Genomic DNA, 2,661 nt, shown 5'->3' on the forward strand with positions numbered 1-2,661 from the left:
GGGACGCCAATGCGCGGGACACCGGCAAGAGCGACACCGATCTCCGGAACGCCGGGCCGGGCGCCTGGGCGCGTCCACCGCGCCCGCCGTACCGGCGCGTCCGTCTAGTGCCCCATCACCGGACGCGCGCCCGCCGCGGGCACAGGCAGGTGCTCGCGGACCAGCGCGGTCAGCAGCTTGAGCGCCGCGACGACGATCGCGAACCAGGCCATCCACACGGGAAGGACCCGCGTACGCATGATCGCGGCGGCCGTCACGGCGAACGTCGCCGCCACGCGATGCCGGCGATCATGTTCATCGCGGTCAGCGCGGTGTACGGGCCGGCGGCCAGGACCAGCAGGGCGCCGCGGTGCGTGGTGATGGCGTACGTCAGCCCGGCGAACACCGCCACCCCGATGAACGTGATCGTGGAGATGCGCACGTATCCCGCCAGCACCAGCGCGGGCGTGTCACTCGTGTCGTCGGCGCGCCGGTCTCCGGTGAATCGCCGGCCACCGGGACACCGGTCCGGCCCGGCCCGTACATCAGTGCCAAACCCGCAGGACACCGGTAGAAAGGACGTCAAGGACTACGAGGAGTGAGCGCGTGCGGGACAACGGTGAGCGCATGCTGGGCGGCCTGGTCGCCGCCCACCACCTCGCCACGCTCGAGGAGCTGCCCTGGCTGGTCGGCCGGCACGCGGAGCACGTGGGCTTCTCCGACGTGCTCGTCTACGTGGCCGACCTGCAGCAGCAGTACCTCGTCCCGCTGCCCGGCCAGCGGCACGAGGACGGCGCGCCGTTCGAACGCATCCGGGTCGACTCCACCGTGGCGGGACGCGCCTTCCGCACCCTGGACATCGTCCAGACCAGGCCCACCAGCGGCCCGGCCGCCGCCGAGCCCGAGGCGGCGCAGCCGCCCTCCGCGCAGGAGCCGCGCCGGATGTACCTGCCGCTGCTGGACGGCACCGAACGGCTCGGCGTGCTCGCTGTCACCGTGCCCCGCGACGACGAGCGCGTCCGGTGGCGGGCCGCGCAGCTCGCCGCCCTGACCGCGCTCATCGTGGCCAACAAGCGCAACAGCAGCGACACCTACGCCCGGCTCGTGCGCGCCCAGCCCATGCAGCTGTCGGCGGAGATGCTGTGGACCCTGCTGCCGGTGCGGACGTTCGCGACCGGGCGCGTCGTGGTCAGTGCTGCCCTGGAGCCCGCCTACCTGGCGGGCGGGGACGCCTTCGACTACGCGGTGGCCGGTGACGTGCTGCACCTGGCGGTGTTCGACGCCATGGGGCACGACACGGCCGCGGGGCTCACGGCCACGATCGCGGTGGGCGCCTGCCGCAACACCCGCCGCGAGGACGTGGACCTGCTCGGCATCAGCGAGGCCGTGGACGCGGCCGTCTTCGAACAGTTCGGCGGCACCCAGTTCGCCACCGGGGTCCTGGCCACCCTCGACCTGCGCACCGGTGTCCTCCGGTGGGTCAACCGCGGCCACCACCCGCCGCTGGTGCTGCGCCACGGCCGCCTGGTGGCCACGCTCAAGGCCGAGCCGGACCCGCCCATGGGCTTCAGGCTGGGCGCCGTCCACCCGCCGTCCCGCTACCAGCTCGAACCGGGCGACAGGCTGCTGGTCTACACCGACGGGGTCATCGAGGCGCGCAGCCCGGACGGGGAGGTGTTCGGCCTGGAGCGGTTCGTGGACTTCGTCATCCGCCGCGAGGCCGACGGCGTGCCGCCGCCCGAGACGCTGCGCCGGCTCATCCAGACACTCCTCGAACACCAGCAGGACCGCCTCCAGGACGACGCCACGGTCATGCTCGTCGAATGGCGCACCCAGCGCGAGCAGCAGCTCGTCCCCTGACCACGCGCACCGCCGGAGGCCCCCTTACCCGGGGGTGGACAAGGTCTCATACTGACTCCTGACTTGATCGTCAGGAGGGTGGATGCTGTACGGACGCGCCGACGAGCAGGCCCGGATCGACGCGCTGCTGGCCTCCGCCCGGGCGGGGCACGGCGGGGCGGTCGTGGTCACGGGCGAGACCGGCATCGGCAAGACCGCCCTCCTGGACCACGTCGCGCCCGCCGGCTTCCTGGTGCTGCGCGCGCTGGGCATCGAGGCGGAGAGCGAGCTGCCGTTCGCGGCGCTGTACCCGCTGCTCGGCCCGTTCCTCGACCGCGCCGCCCGGTTGCCCGCCGCCCAGGCGGAGGCGCTGCGCGAGGCGGTGGAACAGGCGCCCGACCGGTCGCGGGCCCGGCTCGCGGGACCGGCCGTGCTGGGGCTGCTGGCGGACCTGGCGGCCGAGCGGCCGGTGTTGTGCGTGGTGGACGACGCGCACCGGCTGGACGGGGCGTCGGCGGACGCGCTGCTCTTCGCGGCCAGGAGGCTCGGCGGGGAGCGGATCGCCATGATCTTCACCGCCGGTGACGGCGTACCAGGGAGGCCGCGGAGGGCCGGGTTCGGCGAGGCGGCCGGGATCCCCCGGATGCCGCTGGCGGCGCTGGACGAGGCGGCCGCCTGCGAGCTCCTCACCGGCCGCGCGCCCGGCCTTCCGCTCCAGGTGCGCCGCAGGGTCGCCGAGGAGGCGGCGGGCAACCCGCTGGCGCTGGCCGAGCTGTCGGACGCCCTGACGCCCGAGCAGCGGGCCGGCCGGCTGGGACCGCACGCGCAGGCCAGCGGCAGCGG

Annotated in this window: 4 protein-coding genes; 2 read left to right on the forward strand and 2 right to left on the reverse strand. The window is 74.6% G+C overall.

All coding sequences use genetic code 11. From position 1 onward, the window contains the following. Positions 1 to 104: 104 nt before the first annotated feature. Complete coding sequence (locus AB0H81_RS44510) at positions 105 to 275, reverse strand: hypothetical protein (RefSeq protein ID WP_358388500.1); 171 nt, start codon at positions 273 to 275, stop codon at positions 105 to 107. Further along, positions 254 to 547 (reverse strand): hypothetical protein, encoded by a 294-nt coding sequence (locus tag AB0H81_RS44515; protein ID WP_358388502.1) that lies wholly within the window; start codon positions 545 to 547, stop codon positions 254 to 256. Before AB0H81_RS44515 ends, AB0H81_RS44510 begins: the two co-directional genes overlap by 22 nt. Positions 548 to 585: 38 nt before the next feature. Here AB0H81_RS44515 and AB0H81_RS44520 point away from each other — a divergent pair, with 38 nt between their 5' ends. Beyond that, positions 586 to 1,839, forward strand: coding sequence for a PP2C family protein-serine/threonine phosphatase (locus AB0H81_RS44520; protein WP_358388506.1), 1,254 nt, complete (start codon positions 586 to 588; stop codon positions 1,837 to 1,839). A gap of 82 nt (positions 1,840 to 1,921) precedes the next feature. Then, positions 1,922 to 2,661: ATP-binding protein (locus tag AB0H81_RS44525; protein WP_358388509.1), on the forward strand; the 740-nt coding region annotated here is incomplete at its 3' end.

Origin of the sequence: Nonomuraea sp. NPDC050691, assembly GCF_040654455.1 — a bacterium.
In the GTDB taxonomy this organism is placed as follows: Bacteria; Actinomycetota; Actinomycetes; order Streptosporangiales; family Streptosporangiaceae; genus Nonomuraea.